The sequence below is a fragment of the Ruegeria sp. BI7 genome (genome assembly GCF_056537925.1).
Genome location: NZ_JBQFSK010000003.1, coordinates 55058 through 75266, shown reverse-complemented (window position 1 = coordinate 75266; position 20209 = coordinate 55058). Strand labels below are relative to the sequence as shown.

Here is a 20209-nt window from a genome sequence, read left to right as displayed (position 1 = left end):
CTGCGCGCACGGTTGGCTAGGCACAGTGCAAAACAAAGAGGGCAGGCATGCACGATCTGGTCATTTTCGATTGCGACGGTGTTCTTGTGGACAGTGAACCGCTGTCCAATCAGGTGCTGGTCGACAATCTTGGACGGTATGGGTTGAACTTGACGCTGGAAGACAGTGTTGCGTTCTTTCTTGGGGGGACAATGACCGGAGTGCGCGACAAGGCCCGCGCGCTGGGCGCAAACTTGCCCGAAGATTGGGTCGATGAGGTTTATGCAGAAACCTATGATCGTTTGCGGCAGGGCGTGGAACTGGTTTCGGGTATTCCGGAACTGCTGACCGCGCTGGATGCTAAGGGCATCCCCTTCTGTGTGGCGTCAAATGGAAGTCCCGACAAAATGCAGATTACTCTGGGCCAGAACGGTTTGTGGGAGCGTTTTAGCGGCGCAATGTACTCCGCCCATGTCTTGGGAACCGCCAAGCCTGATCCGGTCATGTTCCAGACGGCCGCCGATCAATTCGGGGCCACCGCACCAGTGGTGATCGAAGACAGCCAGAACGGCGTAATGGCAGCCAAACGCGCGGGCATGCGCTGTCTGGCCTACGCGCCGCATGGGCAGGGCGAGAAGCTGGCGGAACTTGGGGCCGAAGTCTTTACCGATATGGCCGAGGTTCCGACGCTTTTGGGAATCTGACCTGGACGTGCTAGCATTCGGGGCATGGACCGTACCTTAAATCCCCCGATCTGGACCCTTTCAAAGGATACGGAATCGACTACCGGCCCCGAACGCAATCCCATGCGCGCACCGGTATTCATTCACGACGCAGTGACGCCGTGGCGGGATGAGACATTGCTGCTGAAGCTATTGCGCGATCAGGCCGTCAATCTGGACGAATAGGTTGGGTGAAACTTGTTGCCCGGTGACAGGGTAAAGATCTCAACCCCATCTGCCGTGACACCCACCGAATGTTCGAACTGCGCCGACAGTGACTTGTCACGGGTCACGGCGGTCCAGTCATCGGCCAGCGTTTTGGTCTCGGGGCGGCCCAGATTGACCATCGGCTCGATGGTGAAGAACATGCCTTCTTCCAGCTTCGCTCCAGTCCCCGGACGGCCATAGTGCAGCACGTTGGGCGGGGCGTGGAACACACGACCCAACCCGTGGCCACAGAAATCGCGGACAACGCTCATCCGGTGCGCCTCGACATAAGCCTGAATCGCGTGGCCGATATCGCCGAAGGTGTTGCCCGGCTTGACCATCTCAATGCCTTTGAACAGCGCATCATGGGTCACCTGAATCAGACGCTCTGCCTTGCGGGGCAGTTTACCGGCCACGAACATGCGCGAAGTATCGCCGAACCAGCCGTCAACGATGACGGTAACGTCGATATTCAGGATGTCGCCATCCTTCAGGCGCTTGTCGCCTGGGATGCCGTGGCAGACCACATGATTCACGCTGATACAGCTTGCGTGCTGATAGCCCTTGTAGCCTATGGTGGCCGACGTTGCGCCTGCATCCTCGACCATCTGAGTGATCAGGCGGTCGATCTCACCGGTTGTTTGGCCGGGAAAGACATGATCCGCAATATCGTCGAGTATCCGCGCCGCCAGTGCCCCTGCCGCGTGCATGCCGGCAAAGTCACCCTGTTCATAGATGCGGATGCCATCCTTGGTCAGACGGCCACGATGTTCTTTCATGGATGCGAGGCTCCAAATGTTTCGCGCAGCACTCCTTTTACGCTGCTTGTGCAGAAAGTACCAGAGGGCGTTGGGTCGTAATGTCAAGTCCGCGCCCGGTCTGGTACCTGATCGCATATAGACCCTCAGGTAATTTTCAACTAGCACAAAGCAAGGCTGCGCGGGTGCGCGAAACAGGAGAAGGCGTGCAAATGCAAAGAAAAGCAGACCAGTTGAGGGCCGAGATCACCAATATCAGCGCGCTTCTCCAGGCTGGTCGGCTGGATCAGGCCTTTAAACGCGCCACCAAGGCGGCCAAGAAATGGCCTAAGGCTGCGGCGTTGCCCCGAATTGCCGGTCTGTGCGCAATTCAGCAGCAGAACTTCAAGCAGGCCCAGATGTATTTTGAACGCGCTTGGCGGCTGGACCCCGGCAATGCCGAACTGATCCAGAACTATGGCCTGAGCTTGATTCAAGGCGGCGAACCGGCTACTGCCTTGAAGTTTTTGGAAAAAATCAGCGCACGTGGTCCTCTCAGCCCGGCGCAGCTGTTCATTCAGGCGTTGGCCCTGCTGCAAGAGCAAGAAGCGGAAATGGCCCTTGTAGCCATCGAACAAGTCCTGAAGCGCGAACCCGCCAATGTGAATGCGCAAATTCTGAAGGCGGACATTCTGGACGCGTTGCAGCAATGGGATAGTGCTGTAGACATGTTGAATACGCTGGTTCGAAAAAACCCGCGGTTTCTTCCCGGCCTGTTGCGTCTTGCCAGATCTCAGTTGGGTTTGGGCCAGCTTGGCGAGGTGTTAAAGAACCTACGCACAGCCCTGGTGCAAGCGCCTGGTCACCCCGAGGCGCTTGAGATGATGGCGGGGTTGCCCAACCTGACCTTCGAGGATGCCGCAACGCTGAAGACGCAGATCGCAGCTGCGCTGGAGCGCGGCGTGCCAAACCCTAAGGATGCTGTGATGGTATGCTTTGCTGCGGCCAGCCTGGCACGCCGCGAAAAGAACACACCGCTTGAAATGCAGCACCTGTCTGAGGCTCATTTGATGCAGCGTGCGGGGTTTGACTCTTGGGAAGAACGCAGCGTGCAGGAATGCGATAAACGGCTGGCTGCGCCATTGCCCGCTGCCCAGCCCAAACCATCCAAGGGCAGTACCCGGCCGATTTTTGTGGTTGGTCTACCCCGGTCGGGCACCACGCTGGTCGAGCGTATTCTGGGCCGTCACTCTGCTGTTCAGGGTTTGGGTGAGCTGGCATCAGTACACCAATGGGCCAGACAGGCCGAAGCGCAACCACCCGAATGGCGCGAGGCTCATAATCTGGCCGATTTCTACATGGGTAAGCTGCCTTCATTGACAAATGGCGCAGTGGCTTTTGTGGACAAAGCACCGGGCAACTACGCTTTTTTGGGTGAGATTGCGCAAGCTTTCCCCAATGCCGTGATTTTTAACGTGCTGCGAGACCCGCGCGATGTCGCGCTGTCCATGTGGCGCGCGAATTTTGGCGCGGGCGGGTTGTATTTCACCCATGACCTGGACTGGATGGCGGCCGAGGCCAACCGGTATCAGCGCTATATGCGGCACTGGCACAAGGTACTGCCCGGGCGCATTCACGACGTTCGGTACGAGACGTTGGTAGGCAATCTGGAAGAAACCGCAAAAGAACTGGCTCAGATCTGCGATCTGTCCTTTGAGGACGCGATGCTGTCACCGGACAAGTCCCCGAATGCGATTAAGACGGCCAGTAACCTACAGGCGCGCAAGCCGGTCAATGCCGCCTCGGTCGGGGGCTGGCAGGCGGTGACAGATGAGTTCGAGCCGTTTGTGAACGGACTGGATGCCGAGTTGTGGGCAGAGTTTCTGGATGCGCCGGGCGATGCTGAGGAACAGCAAGCCTGAAACCTATTGCGCCCTTATCCATTGTGGCCGCTTCGGTTCAATCCCTTGCGGGCAAACGATCGCGCGCAAGCGCAGTCCAGAAATCGACCCCCAAGAGCAGCAATTCATCATTGAAATCGTAATCGCTGGAGTGCAGCGGTTGCCCATGCGGTCCGGTTTCGCCATTCCCCATCAGCAGAAAACAGCCCGGAACGGCCGCGCTGAAATGGGCGAAATCTTCGGAAAAGCTCATGGGCTGGCGGTCGGGGATGGTGTCGGCGCCGATGGATCGTGCGGTTCGAACAACGGCCTGTGTGGGTTCCTCGGCATTAATTGTTTCGATGAATTCCGTGTTGAACGTGACATCGACCGAGACCCCGTGCGCGATGGCCACACCGCGTGCGATTTCGCGCATCAGGCCCTCGATAGTGATGCGGTCTTCGGGGCTGCGGGCGCGTACGTCGCCTTTCAAGGTCGCATGTCCCGGCAGAACATTGCGCTGCCCATCGGTCAGAAACTCGGTCACTGACACCACCGCCCCGGCACCGGGGGCAAGTTTGCGCGATACGATGGTCTGCAATGCCTGCACCATGTCCGCGCCAATGGTGATCGCATCGCGCCCTGCTTGCGGCATCGAGGCATGACCCCCCTGACCGGTGATGGCAATCTCGAACAGGCTTTCTGAGGAACAGATCAACCCGGTCCGCGTCGATATCTGCCCGACAGGGGCACCGGGAAGGTTGTGAATGGCATAGATCTCGTCCACCGGAAACTGTTCCAGAATCCCTTCATCAATCATCGCCCGCGCGCCGAGCCCATGTTCTTCATTGGGCTGGAACAAAAAAACTATGGTGCCATCGAAACCGGGATCAGCAGCCAGTTCTTGCGCGGCGCCAAGCAACATGGTCATGTGGCCGTCATGCCCACAGGCATGCATCACGCCGTCGGTCTCCGAGGGGTAATCGTGCTGGCTGGTCTCATGAATCGGCAGGGCATCCATATCAGCGCGCAGCCCGACGGCCCGGTTGCCTGTACCCGCTTTCAACACCCCCACGACGCCGACGCCCTCGTGAACGTCTAATCCGAGATCGCGCAGAAATTCCGCTACTTTGGCCTTGGTACGTGTCTCATCGAACCCAAGTTCCGGAAAGCGGTGAAAATCTTGCCGCAAGGCAACTAGCTTTTCTTGATTGGACTCCAAGTGCGTTCCCCTGACTGGTGGGTAAATCGTTGGTGCGGGTGACCCGGGTATAGTCAAACGCGCGGACCGGGAAATGGCAACGGGCGCAACAGATAAAATCCGGCCTTATCCGGGTTGCGCCCGAATCCTTTCGCCGACCGTGATTTCGGTGGGTGCAATGCGCGTGCCGTAAATCAGCCGCTCGACCCCTTGCCCCCGCGCGATCTCGAACGCGGCCGCGTAGGCTGGGTCGATATCCGCGGCCAGCGCGAACCGGTCGCAATCGGTGCGCTGCACCAGATACAGCATGATCGCGCGGTGCCCCTGCGCCGCCATCTCCGCCAATTCGCCCAGATGTTTTGTGCCGCGCGCAGTGACGCTGTCCGGGAACTCGGCCAGTCCCGGTTGGCGAGACAGGGTGACGCTTTTGACCTCGACATAGGCATCTGGCAGGCCCGGTTGGGTCAATAAAAAGTCGATGCGGCTGTTTTCGCCGTATTTCACCTCGGGGCGGACGGTCCTGTAGGCCGCAAGTTCCAGAATCTCACCAGCTTCCAGTGCCGCGCGCAGGGCTTTGTTGGGAACCGAGGTGTCGACCCCGGTAAAGTGTCCATTTTCATGATCGACCAAACGCCAGCCGTATTTCAGTTTCTTCTTCGGGTCGTCATTGGGCTCAAGCCAGATTTTCTCACCCGGCTCCGCCAGACCCATCATTGAGCCTGGATTGGCGCAGTGTGCGGTCACCTCGCGCCCGTCCTCCAACGTGCAATCGGCCAGGAAGCGTTTGTAGCGTCGGATCAGGCGGGCGGGGACAAGGGGGGTTTCAAATTTCATGCCTCAGGGCCTATACCTGCCCCAAAGGTCGATCAAGAGGGAGGCACGCGCCATGGCCAATCCAACCGCTGCAATGCTGGTGATCGGGGATGAAATCCTTTCAGGCCGCACCCGAGATGCGAATATGCATTACCTCGCCGGTGAACTGACCAAACATGGCATCGATCTGAAAGAGGTGCGCATTGTCAGCGACGACGCATCCGCCATTGAAACGGCGGTCAAGGCGTTGTCGGAAGCCTATGACAATGTCTTTACCAGCGGTGGGATCGGCCCGACCCATGACGATATCACCGCCGACAGCATTGCCCGTGCGTTCGACACGCCTATCGACGTGCGCGAGGATGCGCGCGCTTTGTTGCAGGCCCGCTATGACAAATCCGGGCAGGAGTTGAACGCGGCCCGCCTGCGTATGGCGCGCATTCCGGACGGGGCGGCGCTGATCGACAATCCGGTTTCGACCGCGCCGGGGTTCACCATTCAGAACGTGCATGTGATGGCCGGGGTGCCCTCGGTGTTTCAGGCGATGGTTGCCAGCGTGTTGCCCGGCCTGACCGGTGGCAGCCCGTTGTTGTCGCAAACCCTGCGCGTAGAACGTGGTGAGGGTGATATCGCGGGACCGCTGTCCGCCTTAGCTGAAGATTTCTCGGACCTGTCCATCGGCAGCTACCCGTACCAGATCAACGGCGTGTTTGGGGCGAACGTGGTTGTGCGCGGCACAGACGGGGCACGGATCGACGCGGCTGTCACCCGGTTGGCGAAAGAGCTTGATCTGTGAGCGTCAACTGGTCCGACATCGTTGACGGCACCTGGCCCGCTGCGGGCTATGAACGGCTGGGGCCGTTTCAGCTGCGACAAGGGCAGGGCGGCGGATCGCGGGTGTCAGCGGCCAGTGCACTGGGCCCGGTGACCGAAGCTGATATCAGCGCTGCCGAGGCTGCAATGCAGGCAATGGGGCAAAAGCGCCTGTTCTGTCTGCGTCCGGGGGATGAGGCATTGGATGCTCAGCTTGCCGCGTGCGGGTATGAGGTTCTGGATCCGGTTAACATCTATGCCTGCCCAACTGATCACCTGACGGATACACCGATCCCGCGCGTGATGGTCTTTCCAACACCGGAACCCCTTGCGATTATGCGCGAGATTTGGGCGCAGGGTGGAATTGGTCCGGCACGTGTTGCGGTGATGGAGCGGGCGAAGAGCCCGAAAACCGGGCTACTGCTGCGCCGCGACGATCAGCCCGCCGGTACTGTATTTGTCGCAATTCAAGACGGTGTTGCGATGGTTCACGCGCTTGAGGTTCTGCCGCAGCACCGGCGACACGGGTTGGGTGCCTGGGCGATGCGCGCCGCAGCCTTTTGGGCACAGGAAAACGGTGCCGAAACACTCAGCGTGATCTGCACCAAGGCGAACGCGGCAGCCAACGGGCTTTATCACGCACTTGGGATGGAGATTGTCGGCGAATACCACTACCGTCAGCTTGTCCAAGGAGAGAGCCTGACGTGACCGACCAGAATATGCCCACCGCGCTGAATTTGCCGATGGTGGACCCGCTGCCGCCCGAGACGCAGAAGTATTTTGATATCTGTGTGGAAAAGCTGGGCTTTGTACCGAATGTGCTGCGGGCCTATGCGTTTGATATCGACAAGCTGAACGCATTTACCGCGACGTATAACGATCTGATGCTTGGCGACAGTGGGCTGAGCAAGCTGGAACGGGAAATGATCGCCGTGGTCGTTTCGGCGATCAACAAGTGCTTTTACTGCCTTGTGGCCCATGGCGCAGCGGTGCGGCAATTGTCGGGCGATCCACAACTGGGTGAGATGCTGGTGATGAACTACCGTGTGGCGCCACTGGACCCGCGACAGCGCGCGCTGCTGGATTTCGCCGCCAAAATGACGACTTCCAGCGCCGAGATCGAAGAGCCCGATCGCCAACACCTACGGGATGTCGGGCTGACAGACCGGGATATCTGGGACCTTGCCAATGTCACCGGATTTTTCAACATGTCGAACCGGGTTGCCAGTGCTACGGCCATGGCCCCGAATGACGAATATCACGCGCAGGCCCGATGACCCGAATTGCCTTACTGATCCTGTTGTTGCTGGCCGGACCGCTTGCCGCGCAAGACCTGACCCTGCCTAGCGGCGCGCGCCAGCTCAGCGACCGTGTCAGCCCCTTGGACAGTTACGATCTGCCAACTGGTCCCTTTGCCGATGGCAGCCTGCCCGTGCGCCACGTCGAAGGGCAGGTTGAGCGCATCACATGGCGTGTGCAATCGGGCTCTAGCACCACGTTGCAATTGTTGGCGCCATTGCGTGAACAGATCATCGCGCAGGGCTATGAGGTCTTGTTCGAATGCGAGGCTCGGAACTGCGGCGGGTTCGACTTTCGCTTCGGAACCGAGGTGGTGCCGACCCCCGACATGTATGTCTCGATCCAGGATTACCGCTTCTTGGCTGCCACGCGCGGGGATGAGGTGCTGAGCCTGCTGGTCAGCCGCAACCCGCCCAGCGGCTATGTGCAGATGATCCGTGTCACCCCGGTTGGTGTCGCTGCTCCGCCGCCGCTGGTGATCGAGGAAACGGTCAACGCCACGGACGGCCTGCTGAGCGAATTGGCCCAGAACGGGCATGTGATTCTGGACGACCTGCATTTCCGTACCGGTGAGATCACGCTGGGTGACGGGCCCTTTGCCTCTCTGGATTTGATTGCCGGGTATTTGGCCGACAATCCGGGTACGCGGCTGGCGTTGGTGGGCCACACAGATGATACCGGCGCGCTGGATGCTAATATCTCGGTTAGCACGGGTCGGGCGCAAGCGGTGCGAACCCGCCTGATCGAGGCGCATGGGGTTGCCGCCGACCGGCTTGAGGCGCGGGGGATTGGGTATCTGGCGCCGTTGACGTCAAACGCGACCGCCGAAGGGCGCGACCTGAATCGCCGGGTTGAGGCCGTATTGCTGGTCAATTGATCGCACCGACTTAGGTCAGTGAGAGGACCAAGAGTGAAGGAGCCCGCCATGGCCGATCAGACACAAACCCCTCAGGCATTGATCATCGGCGCGGGGGCAGGCCTGTCGGCCTCATTCACGCGGGCCTTGGCGCGGGATGGATATGCGCTGCACTTGACCGCGCGCGATATCGCGAAACTGGAACCACTAGCTGCCGAAACGGGTGCGACGCTTCATCAGCTGGACGGTACGGATGCCACGGGCGTGGCGGCGTTGGTCGCCGATCTGCCGGGTGAATTGCGTGTGGCCTGTTACAACCCCTCGGCCCGGCAGCGTGGTCCCATCACCGATCTGGACCCCGAAACGGTACGCATGGCGGTTGAAGTAACGGCCCACGGGGCCTTTTTGTTAGGGCAGGCCGCTGCCCGCCGCATGCTGGACCAGCCGATGCGGGACAACCGGCGCGGAACGATTCTGTTCACCGGTGCCTCGGCTGGGGTCAAAGGCTTTCCGCTGTCCGCACCCTTTGCCATGGGCAAATTTGCACAACGCGGATTGGCGCAATCCATGGCGCGCGAGTTGCACCCCAAAGGCATCCACGTGGCGTGGGTCAATATCGACGGTGGCATCCGCAATGCGTCCCGTCCGGAACGGGTTGAGGCCACGGACAATCCCGACAGCATGTTGGACCCGGACGCCATCGCGCGGGAATACATGCATTTGGTACATCAGGACCGATCCGCCTGGAGCAACGAGCTGACCTTGCGTCCTTGGGTCGAGCGTTTCTAAAAGACAATCAAGAAAAAAAGACCCGCACTGATGCGCGGGCCGTCGAGGTTCACCGGGGGAGATATTTCCTGTTACTTGCACTATCACTGGCAATAGAGACGATTTGTCGACAAAACGAAGACGATCTGTGGTTGTTCTTAGACTAATCGCCTTCGGTTGGCTCTGACCGTCAGGGTTTCTGACTGCGACGTTGATTTCGCAAGCGCGCAATCAGGCCATTTTCCGCGATCCAGTCAGCATAGGCGTGATAGTCTTCGTCGGTCATAAGGTGCTTTTCTTCCGTCTTAGCGCGCGCGTAATACAGTGCATTCACCCCCAACAACAAAATGCAGCTTTGAAGGGCGGCCGCTGGTCCGACGGCCGAAAGAAATGGCATGTAAAGCATCCACCACATGATGTTTTTGGACAGATAGGCAGGATGCTTGGAATAGCGAAACGGCCCGGTCGTGATAATCCCGCGATGGGTCAGGTTCGAAAAACGAAGCCCGAACGCAGCGGTTGCCCAGGCATAGATTATGGCAAGCAACAGAATTACGCCGCCCCAAACAATCAAAAGCACAGGCTGATCCGACAGCCAATCCGTCCATGATTGCGTGCCTGCGCGATAGTCGAGCGGGCCGCCAGCGGTCATCAACGCGAAGGGGGGATAACACACCAGCGCAGCGACCCAGGCAGACAGATACGGGTTCGCAGTTCTAATATGTGAATCGAGAACCCGGAACGTGCAGACATAGCCAATCGACCCGATGCACACATCCACAAGAAAGGAAACCTGGATCAAGAGCAGGATGAGCGACACTGGATCGGCAAAAAAGCTCTCTAGATCCGCGTTGGTCACGAAACTGACGATCTGCGGTAGGATGGTGATCATGAAGGCCAGGAAAAACCCTTTGACCAGCCATGTCCTGCAATGGTCTTTGATCTTGTCAGAATCCACGACGGAAAGCTGCAGGGTGATCAGCTTACCAAAGTGCCAAAGTTCGTCGCGCGGCTCGACCATGTGGCGGGTGGTGAAGGCAATATAAGCTGGGGACAGAATCCAAATTATAGGAAACCACGCAAGGGTCAGTGCGCGAACCAGCTCGTATTTCGACGAGTCGTAGGTCGGAATGATCTGGTAGGCCATGGCGATGACGAAAAAGGTCGCCCCAAGGCCCAGGGTCTTTGTTACCGTGATTGAGACAACATCTGAAGAGTGCCTCCTCAGCCCATAATCCAATCCTGTTGAGGCGCGCAAATGGGCCTTGTCCAGCAGGATAGACGACACAATCATCGGAAGCGCGGCACCCGCCAACAACAACTGAATGGACTGCAACAACGGCGTGTCGAAATAGACGGCTGCCAATGTTGCTGCAAAAAGGCCGACTACGCCAATCAGGCCAGTGATTTCGCTTACGGCTGAAACCGGGGGCGTTTTTGACCCTGTTGACGATGCAGGACGTGCGTCGCCATCGGCGTGCTCGGTGCTATTCTCGGTCTGAATAGCTGTATTCATTTGTTCCGCCTGTTGAGCATCGGGTCAGTCCACCCAATCCATCAGGCCTTTTTCCGCAAAGGACTGAACCAGGAAATCGATGAACGCGCGTACTTTGGGCTGCGTGAAGCGGCCGGGTGGATAGACGGCATAGATACCCTGCACCTCATCGGGCAATGACGGCATCGCATCCAGTACCTCGCCGGATTTCAGCGCTTCGGCATACAGGTAGCTGGGCAGATATGCGATCCCCAGCCCCGAGATCGCGGCGTTCAACAGCGACTGACCGTCATTCACGCTGAGCCAACCGGCGGTGCGCACTTGTCTTTTTTCACCTGACGGTGCCGTCAACCTCCAGACATTGCCCGAGGATTGGCTCGAGTAATGCAGCAGCTTGTGTTCATTCAGATCGTCGATTTTCTGCGGACGACCGAATTTCTCGATATAGCTGGGCGCGGCAACCATCCGTTTCACGGTTTCGGTCAGTTTACGTGCGCGCAGGGTGCTGTCCTCAAGCTCACCAATGCGTACGGCGACGTCGAAGCCTTCGGAAATCAATTCCACGTAACGGTTGTTCAGAACCATATTCACGGTGATATCCGGGTACGCGGCCAAAAAGTCCGACAGCACCGGCGACAGATGGTTCACCCCGAAATCCGTCGCCACGCTGATTCGCAGCAGGCCAGAAGGTGCCGATTGCATTGAGGTGACCAGCGCATCCGCTTCGCCCGCGTCATTCAGTACGCGGCGCGCGCGGTCGTAATAGGCCAGCCCGATCTCGGTCGGGGATACCCGACGCGTGGTACGGTTCAGCAATCGTGCGCCCAGCCGTGCCTCTAGGCTTGATACATGCTTTGATACTGCAGATTTGGAAATACCCATCTTCTTGGCCGCATCGGTGAACCCACCCTGATCCACCACATTGGCAAAGGCTTCCATTTCGGTCAGTCGGTCCATACTCGTTCCCCGGCGTTTTGTCTCTGCCTGACTTTGGCGCCCAATCTGGGCGGAAACGGGGCAGACATGGGATAATATCAGGGATTTAATTGCTATCGTTTGCAGATGGGAAACGCGGAAACAATAGTTTCCAAGGTGACTACACCCCAAAAAAGACAAAGGGTTTAGGGGCATTGGCGCGAATATGCTAAGATGAGAATGGCAAATTTGTGACCACGGAGGAGATCATGAAAGCCTTTTTCGCCCTTGCTGCCCTGTGCCTGTCCGCAACCCTTGCGTTGGCCGGTGGAGAAACGCCATCCAACCCCGAAGCAAAGGTTTATTTCGTCAATCTGGCGGACGGGGATACCGTCAAGTCCCCTGTGACGGTGGTCTTTGGTCTTAGCGGCATGGGCGTGGCCCCGGCTGGGACCGAGAAGGAAAACACCGGTCACCATCATTTGCTGATTGACCGCCCACCGCTAGGTGAGGGCGAAGACGGCGCGGATGAGTTGGCCTATGGTTTGCCCGCAGACGACAATCACCTGCATTTTGGTGGCGGTCAGACCGAAGTGACGCTGGACCTTGCCCCCGGTGAACACACGCTGCAACTGGTGTTGGGCGATGCAGGCCACGTGCCGCATACAACGCCAATTGTGTCCGAGGTGATTACGATTACGGTGGAGTAGTCACCAGAACTGCCAGCGAAAACGGTTTACATTAATTTGATTGTCGGAAACTCTGCCTCGGAACAAGTTGGAGGCGGCATGTCGCTTGAGTTTTTTCTGACATCCCTAATTGTGGTGCTATTGCCGGGGACCGGTGTGATATACACGCTGGCCGTTGGTCTTGGGCGCGGTTTTCGCGCCAGCCTTGCGGCCGCAGTTGGATGTACAATTGGAATCGTTCCGGCAGCACTTGCCAGTATCATCGGGCTTGCCGCGCTTTTGCATACCAGCGCGCTGGCGTTTCAGCTCATCAAGTATCTGGGTGTCCTTTATCTGTTTTATATGGCTTGGGGGATTCTCAAAGATGGCGGCGCATTGGAGGTCAATGCCGAGAAATCCTCGGTAAGCCACGTCAAAGTCGCGGTGACCGGAACTTTGATCAATGTTCTGAACCCCAAACTATCCTTGTTCTTTCTGGCCTTCCTGCCACAGTTTTTACCGGCAGGTACGGCGAACGCAGGGCTGGGACTGATCAAGCTCGCCCTTGCCTTCATGGCACTGACCTTTGTGGTCTTTGTTGGATACGGAGCCTGCGCGGCGCTGGCGCGGGATTATGTCATTCACCGACCATCCGTCATGGCCTGGATCAAGCGGTGTTTCTCAACCGCGTTTGGTGCGCTGGGCGTCAAGCTCGCGCTTTCCGAGTAACCTTTGTACGAGCTCAGAGGCTAGCCGCCAACCGTGTGCCCTGATTGATCGCCCGCTTGGCGTCCAGCTCTGCCGCTACATCCGCGCCACCAATCACGTGCGGGGTGATGCCGCGATCGATCAGCGCGTCGGCAAGGCAGCGTTCAGACACCTGACCAGAACACAGAACAATCGTATCCGCTGGGATGACAGTCGGATCAGCGCGTTCTTCGCCAAAGGTTACATGCAGGCCGTCCTCGTCGATGCGTTCATAGTTCACGCCGCCTACGAAATTGACGTTTTTCATCTTTAGCGTTGCGCGGTGAATCCATCCCGTAGTTTTGCCCAGCCCTTTGCCGTGTGCCTGCTTCTTGCGCTGCAACAGGGCGATCTGCCGCTTGGGAGCCTCGGGCTGCGGGCCTTCGGGGGCCAGGCCCGAGCGGTGATCCTCGGGGTCGGTCACACCCCATTCCTTCATCCAGACGGGCAGGTCGGTTGTGGGGCTATGCCCGTCTTCAATCAGGAATTCGGACACATCAAAACCAATGCCGCCTGCGCCGATCACGGCGACAGACGCGCCGACCTCGGCCTTGTTGCGCAGCACGTCGATATAGCTGAGGACGTTGTCCCGATCCTGTCCCGGTATCTGCGGATCGCGAGGGGTAACACCGGTGGCGATGATCACCTCGTCAAAACCGGTCAGGTCATCGGCACTAATCTCGCGGTTCAGTTCCACCTTCACACCCAGATCAGCCATCATGGTGCGGTACCAGTCGACCAGGCCCCAGAACTCTTCTTTACCCGGTACCTGTTTGGCCATGTTCAGCTGACCGCCAATTTCACTGGCGCGGTCGAACAGGGTGACCTCATGGCCGCGCTGGGCGGCGGTCATGGCGGTGGATAGACCAGCCGGGCCAGCACCGACAATAGCCACCGTCTTGACCGTATCTGCCTTGGCAATCTCCAACTCGGTCTCGTGGCAGGCGCGCGGGTTAACCAGGCATGAGGTCAGCTTGCCGCTGAACGTGTGATCCAGGCAGGCCTGGTTGCAGGCGATACAAGGCGCGATCTTGGCGCTGTCCCCGGCAATCGCTTTGTTCACGAAATCCGCATCCGCCAGCATTGGGCGGGCCATTGAGACCATATCGGCGCAGCCTGTCGCCAAAACCTCTTCTGCCACTGCCGGTGTATTGATCCGGTTTGAGGTGATCACGGGGATCGAGACCTTGCCCATCAGCTTTTTGGTCACCCACGCAAAGGCGGCGCGGGGAACACTGGTCGCAATCGTCGGAATCCGTGCCTCGTGCCAACCGATGCCGGTGTTGATGATCGTCGCACCGGCCTGTTCGACCCGCCGCGCTAATTCCACCACCTCATCATGGGTCGAGCCGTTGGGGATCAGGTCAATCATCGACAGGCGGTAGATGATGATGAAGTCCGTTCCCACCGCCTCGCGCGTGCGGCGTACGACTTCGATGGGCAGGCGCATCCGGTTCTCATACGACCCGCCCCAACGATCGGTGCGCTTGTTGGTGTGGGTTACAAGGAACTGATTCAGGAAATACCCTTCAGAGCCCATGATCTCGACCCCGTCATAGCCTGCCTTCTGGGCCAATCGGGCAGCGTTGACGATATCGCTGATCTGTTTCTCGATGCCGTCTTCGTCCAACTCGTTTGGCGGAAACGGCGAGATCGGAGACTTCACAGGGCTGGGTGCTACACATTTCGGGCCATAGGCATAGCGGCCCGCGTGCAGGATCTGCATCGCGATCTTGCCGCCTGCTTCGTGTACCCGCTGCGTCACGATGGAATGGTTCGCCACTTCTTTGTCGTTGGTCATCATTGACGCACCCGGCATGACCGAGCCTTCAAGGTTCGGGCCAATCCCGCCCGTCACCATCAGTGCCACGCCACCCCGCGCACGGTCGGCATAGAACTCGGCCACGCGGTTCCAGTCGCCGGTTTCCTCAAGCCCTGTATGCATCGAACCCATCAGCACGCGATTCTTCAACGTGGTAAAACCCAGATCCAGCGGGGCCAGCATGTTTGGGTACGCAGTCATGGCGAAACTCTCCCTCACGAATTTGCAACCTAAATTGACGCGCGCGTAATCTTTGTCACGCGAAACCTAACGTCACCCCCTTTGCGGACCTCGCGGCGCTTGTTAGAGGTTGCCTGAACATCCCCATGAGGCCACGCATGACCCCCGAAGAAATCGCCAAACTGCCCTATCGCCCCTGCGTCGGGTTGATGCTGATGAATGCCGACGGCAAGATTTTTGTCGGCCAGCGTAATGACCGCCATAAGGACGCGTGGCAGATGCCGCAGGGTGGGGTGGACAAGGGTGAGAACCCCCGCGATGCTGCCTTGCGTGAGCTATGGGAAGAAACAGGCGTGACCGCTGATCTGGTCAAGGTGGTGGCCGAGACCGATGGCTGGCTTCCTTATGACCTGCCGCATGAGATTGTGCCCAATATCTGGAAAGGCCGTTTTCGCGGGCAGGAACAGAAATGGTTCCTGCTGCGCTTTACCGGCCGCGACGATCAGATCAATATCGCAACCGAGCACCCGGAATTCACCCGCTGGAAATGGCAAGACCCCGGCAAGCTGATCCCGGAAATCGTGCCCTTCAAGCGTGAGGTCTATGAGCAGGTGGTGGACGCGTTCGCCGATTACCTGTCATAAACCAGCATGCAGATCGAAGATATTTGGCCGAAATATCGCGCTCGTCTAAAGGCGTTTTTGCATTCGCGCGTGTCTAATGCGGCGGATGTGGATGACCTGCTGCAAGAGATTTCGGTCAAGGTCTTCACCGGCCTGCCTGATTTGAAAGATCCGGCCAAGCTGCAGCCGTGGCTGTTTCAGACGGCGGATCGCACTATCATTGACCACTATCGCAAAGCGGGCCGTGCGCAGGCGCATCCGGATGACCTGTGGTATCATCGCGATGATCCCGAAACCCGTCAGGATCTTGAAGGCTGTGTCGAACCCTTCATTCGGGGTCTGCCCGCCGAGACCGCAGATATGTTGATGGCCATAGACATCAATGGCATGTCACAACGCGATTATGCACAGGCGCATGGGCTGTCCTATTCGACCCTCAAGTCACGCGTTCAAAATGGTCGGTCCGAGTTGCGCAAGGCGTTTGAAGACTGCTGCAATATTTCGATGGATGTGCGGGGAAACATCTCGGACGTGCAGGAAAAATCCAGCAATTGCAGAAAATGTTGATCTGATCGTCGTCTTTTTGGCGTGGGCTTCGTCTGACAGGTGAAGCAACCAAAAGGAAAGACCAATGATCCGTATCATCAGCTTTAAAATTTGCCCTTTCGTTCAGCGCGTCACGGCGTTGCTTGAGGCCAAGCAGATGCCCTATCAAATCGACTTCATCAGCCTCAGCGACAAGCCCGATTGGTTTCTTGAGCTGTCGCCAACCGGCCAGGTGCCCGTGCTGGTGACCGAAGGCGGCACGCCGCTGTTCGAGTCAGACGCAATCGCTGAATATCTTGATGAAGTCGCTACCCCGCTGCAACCCGATCTGACGCCCGAACAGCGCGCCTTGAACCGAGCGTGGAGCTATCAGGCCAGCAAACACTATCTGGTTCAGTGCAGCACCATGCAAAGTGCGGACAGCGCGGTATTTGGTGAACGCGTGACCAAATTGAACGCCGCCTTTGCCAAGGCGGAAAAACAACTGGGCGATGGTCCGTTCTTTGCAGGTGAAACGCTGGGCAATGTCGATATGGCATGGCTGCCCTTGTTGCACCGCGCTGCGATTGTCGCCGATTACAGTGGGCACGACATGCTGGCCGATTATCCCAAGGTGAAAGCGTGGCAGCGGGCCCTACAGGCCACGGGCATTCCGCAGAAATCCGTGTCCGACGACTTTCACGACCGCTTCACCGATTTCTATCTGGCCGAACGCACCTGGCTGGGTCGGGGTGCGAATGTGAACGAGGCTCCGTCGGCGACCGAAGTGAAACAATCCGGTGGCTGCTGCGGCTGATCGTTCACCGGCCCGCACGTTGGCGTGAGAGGGCGTGGCCGCATGTCCGAGCCCTCTCTAGCTTGGTGCGTATGAAAGACACCGCGCATCCCCAGCCCGCCATTGTCCCCGCCGGACGCAAGTTCACAGGCACCGACCGTCGTGCCCCCTTGCGTGGTGGTTTGCTAAGTTGCGGTGAATTTGGTGCGGGACAGACAGCGGGGCGGTTTTACCCCATCGCCTGCGTCGCGCTTGAGGTCACCCAGCACTGCAATCTGGATTGCACGCTATGCTACCTCTCGGACCGGGCCGAGATGACCTTTGACCCACCGCTTTCGGTTCTGTTTGCACGGCTCGCCACGATCCGCAGCCACTATGGCAAAGGTGTCTCGGTACAACTGACGGGCGGTGACCCGACCCTGCGCAAGGTCGAGGATCTTGAGGCCCTGTGCCGCGAGATCCGCCGTCTGGGCATGCGGTCCTGCCTGATGACCAACGGTATCCGCGCCAGCCGGGCTTTTCTGACGCGGCTGGCAGCGGCAGGGTTGGATGATGTCGCCTTTCACGTCGACCTGACCCAGGAACGAAAAGGGTTCAGCACCGAGGTCGAACTGAACACCGTGCGCCGCGCCTACATCCGCCGCGCGCGCGGGTTGGGGTTGCGTATCCTGTTCAATACCACCGTGTTTGGCGGCAATTTCGGCGAGATACCGAAATTGGCCCGGTTTCTGCGTGACCGCCCCGAGGTTGCTTTTGTGTCGTTCCAGATGCAGGCCGATACCGGGCGCGGTGTTATGCGCGTGCGGCCCGATGCGATCACGCAGGACAGTGTGACGCGCGCGATCGAAGCAGGCTACGGCACGCCGCTGCATTTCGACACTGCTGCCATTGGGCATTCCAAATGCAATCGTTATGCCAGTGTGGTCACCGCCGGAGGGCGCGCGGTCTCGTTGCTGTCGAACCGGCGGCTGGTGCATCGGGTGATCGCCGCGCTTGAGGGCGTGGACGACAAACAGGACGCGCATATCCGCATCCGCCCCAAACTGCGGCGCATGATCTGGCGGCACCCGCTTCTGGCCTCGCGGGCGCTTGGTCATCTGGCGTTAAGCGTGGTGCGTCTGGGATCAGGGCTGCTGCGCGGCCCGGTGCGGCGGCAGGCCGTGTTCATCCATAACTTCATGGCGGCGGATGCGCTTGAGGAGGATCGCTGCGCCTCATGCGTGTTCATGGTCGCGACGGCCAACGGACCGCTGTCGATGTGTGTACACAATGCGCAGCGCGATATGCATCTGGCCAGGCCGGACCGGATCGAAGGCCCGACCGGCCCAAGCTGGTGGAACGCCGCCGTGCCGCGCCTGTCTGGTGGGCCGGATCTGCCCGAGCTTGGCGACCCCTCGCTTGCCCCGCTGAAGCGGCTCAAGGGTCAAATGCGGGCCCTGCGCCAGACCCGGAAGGACGCGTCATGAGATACCTGCTGATCCTGCTGCTGCCTTTGCTGGCCGCCTGCGCCAGTGTTGAGCGTCTGGCGCTGCCCGCGCCTGAGACCTTGCCGGGGCAGACCTTGACCAGCTATGCGCCACTGCCCGGACAACGGGTTGATCACGGTGATTGGACGGCTTTCCTGTCCCGTTATGTCGCGCCGGATGCGCAAGGTGTAAATCGGCTGGCTTATAGGCAGGTGACGCAGGCCGACCGGGCGCGGCTGGATGGTTATCTGACCGATTTGCAAGCCGTGGATCCGATGCAACTGACCCGCGATCAGCAGCTGGCCTATTGGATCAATCTCTATAATGCGGTGACGGTGGATGTGGTTCTTGAAAACTATCCCGTCGCCTCGATCCGCGACATCAAAGACGGGCCGCTGTCGATCGGCCCCTGGAACCGGCCTCTGGTTGAGGTGGCGGGGCAGACGCTAACCCTGAACGATATCGAGCATCGCATCATCCGACCCACATATGATGAGCCCCGGATCCATTATGCGTTGAACTGCGCGGCCGTGGGTTGTCCCAATCTGATGAGCCGCGCTTGGCAGGCCGAGACCTTGGAGCAGGACTTTGCCGCGGCCGAGCGTGCCTATGTCAATGATCCGCGCGGAGTGCGGTTCAATGATCACGGGAGGCCTGTCCTGTCAAAAATCTACATCTGGTTCCGCGAAGATTTTGGACCAAATGAACAGGCCGTGCTGTCCTATATTCGAACGGTCGCCGATCCCGACTTGCGGGCCCGACTGCAGCAAACACAGCGGGTCAGGGCGTATGATTACGATTGGCGGCTGAACGACGCGGCCGGTTCATAGCACGATCTTCCGATCACACCTGGCCGAGAATACCCTGCGGGAGTTCCACGACGCGGTTCATGTCGGGTGTCACAACAGGCAAAAGGATACCGCGCCGATACCAGGCCGGTCTGTGGCGATTGCTTTGAACGTTCCGGACGTGACTTAGATGAGCATCGCTATCTTCGACCTGACCCAAAGCAATGTGGTCAAGAATAATCCGTTCCCACTTGTCCAGATTCTTCCACGAACGCGGCGCGTTCTTCATCATGATCTTTCGGTCACGATGGGCCTGATGCACGGCGTTCGAACACATCCGCATGTGCAGCAAATATAGCCCTTCAGGCATGTTTACAGTGTAGGAAGATGACCCTCGAGGGTTTATGTGAACCCCATGGTTTTCCAGCCGCATGCCATTTCGTACCGCAAACGCCTTGGAATACCTGGCAAGAACCAGACCATAGTGCCGCTGGGTGGTGATAGGGTCTGGCGTCAGTTCCTTTTCGCTTTCGTGTTGGAAAACCTCAAGGCCGAGGGCAAAGGCGAACGGAACCTCCTGACGCTGCAGGATCTCGGGCACGGTTCCATATGCCCTGTCCGCGACAATGAACTCATCCGAATCCGTGCGAATGACCCAATCATAAGAACTGGACAGAAACTGAACGAAGCGATGCAGCATTTCGAACCGCCACGTGTCGAAATTCGCAACGGGCTCCCTTGGGACAGTGATGCAGTTGCACCCTTGGGCAATCTCACGGTGCCGTGGGTCGGCACCATGAGAGACGATAAAAAGGTTTTCGCGGCCCAGCATGTCGCCGTAATAGTTGCACCAGCGCGCTAGCATTTCATAGTCGCGGTACACCATCGTCAGCGCAGCTATTTTCATGC

General features: G+C 58.7%; 22 protein-coding genes. 15 read left to right on the top strand and 7 right to left on the bottom strand.

From position 1 onward, the window contains the following. Positions 1 to 47 precede the first annotated feature (47 nt). Together ACR0JB_RS09825 and ACR0JB_RS09820 are read left to right on the top strand one after the other, a co-directional pair. Positions 48 to 683 (top strand): HAD family hydrolase, encoded by a 636-nt coding sequence (locus ACR0JB_RS09825; protein WP_480705526.1) that lies wholly within the window; start codon positions 48 to 50, stop codon positions 681 to 683. A gap of 24 nt (positions 684 to 707) precedes the next feature. After that, positions 708 to 887: a hypothetical protein gene (locus ACR0JB_RS09820; RefSeq protein WP_480789881.1), complete on the top strand. Its 180-nt coding sequence runs from the start codon at positions 708 to 710 to the stop codon at positions 885 to 887. Here ACR0JB_RS09820 and map read toward each other — a convergent pair. Next, a complete protein-coding gene (gene map / locus ACR0JB_RS09815) occupies positions 863 to 1687 on the bottom strand; it encodes a type I methionyl aminopeptidase (RefSeq protein WP_480789880.1) in 825 nt (274 codons plus the stop codon). The two genes, ACR0JB_RS09820 and map, sit on opposite strands and share 25 nt — an antisense overlap. Before the next feature lie 191 nt (positions 1688 to 1878). On the opposite strand from map, the gene ACR0JB_RS09810 reads away from it, so the two are divergent. Then, positions 1879 to 3567, top strand: a complete 1689-nt coding sequence (locus tag ACR0JB_RS09810) for a tetratricopeptide repeat-containing sulfotransferase family protein (protein WP_480789879.1) — start codon at positions 1879 to 1881, stop codon at positions 3565 to 3567. A 37-nt stretch (positions 3568 to 3604) separates the two neighbouring features. Here the strand turns inward: ACR0JB_RS09810 and ACR0JB_RS09805 are convergent, their stop codons facing one another. Together ACR0JB_RS09805 and sfsA are read right to left on the bottom strand one after the other, a co-directional pair. Next, positions 3605 to 4747: an amidohydrolase gene (locus ACR0JB_RS09805; RefSeq protein WP_170396581.1), complete on the bottom strand. Its 1143-nt coding sequence runs from the start codon at positions 4745 to 4747 to the stop codon at positions 3605 to 3607. 105 nt (positions 4748 to 4852) lie between these two features. Further along, complete coding sequence (gene sfsA, locus ACR0JB_RS09800) at positions 4853 to 5560, bottom strand: DNA/RNA nuclease SfsA (RefSeq protein ID WP_480789878.1); 708 nt, start codon at positions 5558 to 5560, stop codon at positions 4853 to 4855. Positions 5561 to 5612: 52 nt separating this feature from the next. Here sfsA and ACR0JB_RS09795 point away from each other — a divergent pair, with 52 nt between their 5' ends. From ACR0JB_RS09795 to ACR0JB_RS09775, 5 genes are read left to right on the top strand one after another with little or no spacing between them, the layout of a single operon-like run. Next, complete coding sequence (locus ACR0JB_RS09795) at positions 5613 to 6335, top strand: competence/damage-inducible protein A (RefSeq protein ID WP_170349770.1); 723 nt, start codon at positions 5613 to 5615, stop codon at positions 6333 to 6335. Further along, positions 6332 to 7060 carry a GNAT family N-acetyltransferase gene (locus ACR0JB_RS09790; RefSeq protein WP_170506234.1) on the top strand — a complete coding sequence of 243 codons (729 nt, stop codon included), beginning with the start codon at positions 6332 to 6334 and terminating at the stop codon, positions 7058 to 7060. Before ACR0JB_RS09795 ends, ACR0JB_RS09790 begins: the two co-directional genes overlap by 4 nt. Beyond that, positions 7057 to 7629 carry a peroxidase-related enzyme gene (locus ACR0JB_RS09785; protein ID WP_170549945.1) on the top strand — a complete coding sequence of 191 codons (573 nt, stop codon included), beginning with the start codon at positions 7057 to 7059 and terminating at the stop codon, positions 7627 to 7629. Before ACR0JB_RS09790 ends, ACR0JB_RS09785 begins: the two co-directional genes overlap by 4 nt. After that, complete coding sequence (locus ACR0JB_RS09780; protein ID WP_480789877.1) at positions 7626 to 8528, top strand: OmpA family protein; 903 nt, start codon at positions 7626 to 7628, stop codon at positions 8526 to 8528. The genes ACR0JB_RS09785 and ACR0JB_RS09780 overlap by 4 nt, the downstream gene beginning before the upstream one ends. A 48-nt stretch (positions 8529 to 8576) precedes the next feature. Then, entirely contained in the window at positions 8577 to 9296 is a 720-nt protein-coding gene (locus ACR0JB_RS09775; protein ID WP_480789876.1) for an SDR family NAD(P)-dependent oxidoreductase, read from the top strand. Between the two features lie 169 nt (positions 9297 to 9465). On the opposite strand, the gene ACR0JB_RS09770 is transcribed toward ACR0JB_RS09775, so the two are convergent. Both ACR0JB_RS09770 and ACR0JB_RS09765 read right to left on the bottom strand, forming a co-directional pair. After that, on the bottom strand, positions 9466 to 10791 hold the full coding sequence (locus ACR0JB_RS09770) for a methyltransferase family protein (protein ID WP_226689098.1): 1326 nt from the start codon (positions 10789 to 10791) through the stop codon (positions 9466 to 9468). Between the two features lie 24 nt (positions 10792 to 10815). After that, positions 10816 to 11727 carry a LysR family transcriptional regulator gene (locus ACR0JB_RS09765; RefSeq protein WP_170349776.1) on the bottom strand — a complete coding sequence of 304 codons (912 nt, stop codon included), beginning with the start codon at positions 11725 to 11727 and terminating at the stop codon, positions 10816 to 10818. Between the two features lie 227 nt (positions 11728 to 11954). Here ACR0JB_RS09765 and ACR0JB_RS09760 point away from each other — a divergent pair, with 227 nt between their 5' ends. Continuing rightward, the gene (locus ACR0JB_RS09760) at positions 11955 to 12395 is read left to right on the top strand and encodes a DUF4399 domain-containing protein (RefSeq protein WP_170360769.1); all 441 of its coding nucleotides are present in this window, start codon (positions 11955 to 11957) and stop codon (positions 12393 to 12395) included. Between the two features lie 78 nt (positions 12396 to 12473). Then, entirely contained in the window at positions 12474 to 13082 is a 609-nt protein-coding gene (locus ACR0JB_RS09755; RefSeq protein ID WP_170396573.1) for a LysE family translocator, read from the top strand. 13 nt (positions 13083 to 13095) lie between these two features. On the opposite strand, the gene ACR0JB_RS09750 is transcribed toward ACR0JB_RS09755, so the two are convergent. Next, complete coding sequence (locus ACR0JB_RS09750; RefSeq protein WP_480789875.1) at positions 13096 to 15123, bottom strand: 2,4-dienoyl-CoA reductase FMN-binding domain-containing protein; 2028 nt, start codon at positions 15121 to 15123, stop codon at positions 13096 to 13098. A gap of 137 nt (positions 15124 to 15260) precedes the next feature. Here ACR0JB_RS09750 and ACR0JB_RS09745 point away from each other — a divergent pair, with 137 nt between their 5' ends. From ACR0JB_RS09745 to ACR0JB_RS09725, 5 genes are all read left to right on the top strand, one after another. Beyond that, positions 15261 to 15746 (top strand): RNA pyrophosphohydrolase, encoded by a 486-nt coding sequence (locus tag ACR0JB_RS09745; RefSeq protein WP_170396571.1) that lies wholly within the window; start codon positions 15261 to 15263, stop codon positions 15744 to 15746. Positions 15747 to 15752: 6 nt separating this feature from the next. Further along, on the top strand, positions 15753 to 16292 hold the full coding sequence (sigZ, locus tag ACR0JB_RS09740) for an RNA polymerase sigma factor SigZ (RefSeq protein ID WP_170396569.1): 540 nt from the start codon (positions 15753 to 15755) through the stop codon (positions 16290 to 16292). 64 nt (positions 16293 to 16356) lie between these two features. Next, positions 16357 to 17067, top strand: coding sequence for a glutathione S-transferase family protein (locus tag ACR0JB_RS09735; protein ID WP_170376213.1), 711 nt, complete (start codon positions 16357 to 16359; stop codon positions 17065 to 17067). A gap of 71 nt (positions 17068 to 17138) precedes the next feature. After that, entirely contained in the window at positions 17139 to 18512 is a 1374-nt protein-coding gene (locus ACR0JB_RS09730; protein WP_170396567.1) for a radical SAM protein, read from the top strand. After that, positions 18509 to 19342: a DUF547 domain-containing protein gene (locus ACR0JB_RS09725; protein WP_170506213.1), complete on the top strand. Its 834-nt coding sequence runs from the start codon at positions 18509 to 18511 to the stop codon at positions 19340 to 19342. The genes ACR0JB_RS09730 and ACR0JB_RS09725 overlap by 4 nt, the downstream gene beginning before the upstream one ends. Before the next feature lie 13 nt (positions 19343 to 19355). On the opposite strand, the gene ACR0JB_RS09720 is transcribed toward ACR0JB_RS09725, so the two are convergent. Next, positions 19356 to 20207, bottom strand: coding sequence for a glycosyltransferase family 2 protein (locus tag ACR0JB_RS09720; protein WP_170396563.1), 852 nt, complete (start codon positions 20205 to 20207; stop codon positions 19356 to 19358). Positions 20208 to 20209: the final 2 nt, after the last annotated feature.

Coding starts and splice junctions, on each gene's coding strand:
- sfsA (WP_480789878.1), bottom strand. CDS start 5,560: ATGAAATTTGAAACCCCCCTTGTCCCCGCCCGCCTGATCCGACGCTAC.
- ACR0JB_RS09770 (WP_226689098.1), bottom strand. CDS start 10,791: ATGAATACAGCTATTCAGACCGAGAATAGCACCGAGCACGCCGATGGC.
- ACR0JB_RS09760 (WP_170360769.1), top strand. CDS start 11,955: ATGAAAGCCTTTTTCGCCCTTGCTGCCCTGTGCCTGTCCGCAACCCTT.
- ACR0JB_RS09795 (WP_170349770.1), top strand. CDS start 5,613: ATGGCCAATCCAACCGCTGCAATGCTGGTGATCGGGGATGAAATCCTT.
- ACR0JB_RS09775 (WP_480789876.1), top strand. CDS start 8,577: ATGGCCGATCAGACACAAACCCCTCAGGCATTGATCATCGGCGCGGGG.
- ACR0JB_RS09745 (WP_170396571.1), top strand. CDS start 15,261: ATGACCCCCGAAGAAATCGCCAAACTGCCCTATCGCCCCTGCGTCGGG.
- ACR0JB_RS09735 (WP_170376213.1), top strand. CDS start 16,357: ATGATCCGTATCATCAGCTTTAAAATTTGCCCTTTCGTTCAGCGCGTC.
- ACR0JB_RS09780 (WP_480789877.1), top strand. CDS start 7,626: ATGACCCGAATTGCCTTACTGATCCTGTTGTTGCTGGCCGGACCGCTT.
- map (WP_480789880.1), bottom strand. CDS start 1,687: ATGAAAGAACATCGTGGCCGTCTGACCAAGGATGGCATCCGCATCTAT.
- ACR0JB_RS09755 (WP_170396573.1), top strand. CDS start 12,474: ATGTCGCTTGAGTTTTTTCTGACATCCCTAATTGTGGTGCTATTGCCG.
- ACR0JB_RS09720 (WP_170396563.1), bottom strand. CDS start 20,207: ATGAAAATAGCTGCGCTGACGATGGTGTACCGCGACTATGAAATGCTA.
- ACR0JB_RS09825 (WP_480705526.1), top strand. CDS start 48: ATGCACGATCTGGTCATTTTCGATTGCGACGGTGTTCTTGTGGACAGT.
- sigZ (WP_170396569.1), top strand. CDS start 15,753: ATGCAGATCGAAGATATTTGGCCGAAATATCGCGCTCGTCTAAAGGCG.
- ACR0JB_RS09820 (WP_480789881.1), top strand. CDS start 708: ATGGACCGTACCTTAAATCCCCCGATCTGGACCCTTTCAAAGGATACG.
- ACR0JB_RS09725 (WP_170506213.1), top strand. CDS start 18,509: ATGAGATACCTGCTGATCCTGCTGCTGCCTTTGCTGGCCGCCTGCGCC.
- ACR0JB_RS09750 (WP_480789875.1), bottom strand. CDS start 15,123: ATGACTGCGTACCCAAACATGCTGGCCCCGCTGGATCTGGGTTTTACC.
- ACR0JB_RS09765 (WP_170349776.1), bottom strand. CDS start 11,727: ATGGACCGACTGACCGAAATGGAAGCCTTTGCCAATGTGGTGGATCAG.
- ACR0JB_RS09810 (WP_480789879.1), top strand. CDS start 1,879: ATGCAAAGAAAAGCAGACCAGTTGAGGGCCGAGATCACCAATATCAGC.
- ACR0JB_RS09730 (WP_170396567.1), top strand. CDS start 17,139: ATGAAAGACACCGCGCATCCCCAGCCCGCCATTGTCCCCGCCGGACGC.